We start from the raw sequence: 2,206 nt of genomic DNA on the forward strand, positions 1-2,206 counted from the left end.
TATTAGGAGTCTCAGCATCGGCAGTTTCTAAAAGTATTACAAGGCTTGAAGAAGAGTTGGGGGTTCGTTTATTTCACAGAACGACTAGAAGTATAAGCATGACTAACGAAGGGAATGTTTATTATAAGAGATGCAAGATAATTCTTAACGACTTAGTTGATGCTAGGGCTATGATCACAGCTTCTCGTTCAACCCCCAAAGGTCGATTGAGAGTTAGTGTTCCACAAATTTTCGGGCATTCTCTTTTACAACCAATGCTGGTTGAGTATTTGAGGACGTATCCAGAAGTAGAATTAGATATAGATTTTGAGGATAGGGTCATTGATATTATCGGAGAAGGGATTGATGTCGCTGTTCGAATTGGAGAACTGAGGGATTCCCGCTTAATAGGCTATAAAATCGGTGAGCAACATTTTGTCGTATGTGGCAGTCATGCCTATTTTAAGAAGCATGGAAAACCTAAAACACCTCACGATTTACTACACCATTCCTGTATTCATTTTAAATATCCTTCAAATGGCCGCATTGCTCAGTGGGCATTCAAGCCTCAAAATTTTAATTTGGAACTTCCGCGAACTCTTGTTTTCAATAATACTCACGCTGGCCTCCAAGCTGCCCTAGACGGATTTGGTATTGCGCACCTACCAGTCTATGTTGCCAAACCATCGTTAGAGCTTAACCATTTAGAGCCTATATTGACTGATTGTATGCAGCCCCTTGGTAACCTATCTTTAATCTGGCCATCAAACCGCCACTTATTACCCAAGGTTAGATCATTTGTTGATTTTGTGAACCAAAGAATCCGTGATAATGAAATGCTATCCCTTAGTATACCTGACACAGACAAAGCAAACGTTGGCTGTTGATTTTTAGTGGTTCGGTAATCTTAAAATACTGATTCGCTTAAAGAGTTTGGACACAGAGTAAAGTTAGCGATATCACCAAAGAGATGGACTAGCGAACTTAGCCACATAGTTAGAGTTATTGGCCTTAGAAAAAAATTTAAATATCAACTACAAAAGTGAATTGCGAGTACATGTTCTTAATTGGAACGAAGCTGAATTATTTGGGGCAATCTGTTAAAACGGCTTCACTTTGAGTTAAAAAGGCAGATACACCCTGACTATCCTTGTTAAATGTGACCAATATAAAGACGAAAAGTCCTCCACGATGTTTATTCGTGGAGGTTTTTTGTGCGAAGTTACTTTCTTCTCGTTGGGAGCTTTTGAGATAGGAGCACTAAAGCGAAACAACGCGCTTTATTTCTTCCAAAACCTCGGCGTTAGCAATTGCCCCGAGGTTTTCTACATCCTTACCATTTACAACCTGTTTCACCGCCAACTCCACCAGTTTGCCAGAGCGTGTTTTTGGCACATCGCTGATCGCAAATATCTGGCTTGGCACATGCCTTGGTGAGCAAGATGATTTGAGTTTACTTCTGATGGCTGTCAGTAACGTTTCATCTAGACTCACATCTTGCTGCAGTTGGACAAACAGCCATATCTGCTCATTGCGGTCGATGTCTTTGCCGACTGCTATCGAATCCACAATGCCTTCAATAGTGTTCACTTGCTGGTAGATCTCAGCGGTACCAATTCGCACGCCACCGGGGTTGAGTGTGGTGTCGCCTCGCCCATAGAACAGGTAGCCGCCATGTCCGCTCTGTGCGACTTCATCTCCGTGATGCCACACATTATCAAACCTATCCCAATAGGTGCTGTGATAGCGCTCTCCGGTGTCATTCCAGAAGCCAACAGGGAAGTTGGGTAGGGAATTTGTACACACCAGTTCGCCACGTTCGTGATCGACCTTGTGACCAGAAGAGTTGAACACCTTGATGTCGACGCCGAGCCCTGCCTGTTGGCACTCTCCGCGATACACAGGCGAGATGGGATTACCTAAAACAAAGCAGCCACAAATATCCGTGCCGCCAGAAATGGACGCTAAATGCAGGTCTTGCTTTATGTGCTTGTAGACATAATCGAACTGCTCTGGGTAGAGCACAGAACCCGTCGAGCAAAGTGTTCTTAATTTAGGAAGGTTGTGACTGTCGATAGGCGAGAGTTCTGCCTTCTCAATCGCTTCTAGATACTTGGCTGAAGTGCCAAATGTCGATATATCAGCTCGCTGCGCTAAATCCCATAGAACGTCAGGTTTCGGATAAACCGGACTACCATCAAAGATCACCAAACAAGCACCGCTAGCG

Annotated in this window: 1 protein-coding gene and 1 pseudogene; one reads left to right on the top strand and one right to left on the bottom strand. The window is 43.7% G+C overall.

Going from position 1 to position 2,206, the window contains the following annotated elements; genetic code table 11:
• A partial coding sequence (locus tag AB4589_RS22305) for a LysR substrate-binding domain-containing protein (protein WP_372101700.1) occupies positions 1 to 866 on the top strand: 866 nt, incomplete at its 5' end.
• A gap of 373 nt (positions 867 to 1,239) precedes the next feature.
• Here the strand turns inward: AB4589_RS22305 and AB4589_RS22310 are convergent.
• A pseudogene (locus AB4589_RS22310) lies at positions 1,240 to 2,206 on the bottom strand (acetoacetate--CoA ligase); the annotation flags it as partial.

This window comes from Vibrio sp. 10N.222.49.A3 (genome assembly GCF_041475145.1).
Lineage (GTDB): Bacteria > Pseudomonadota > Gammaproteobacteria > Enterobacterales > Vibrionaceae > Vibrio > Vibrio tasmaniensis_A.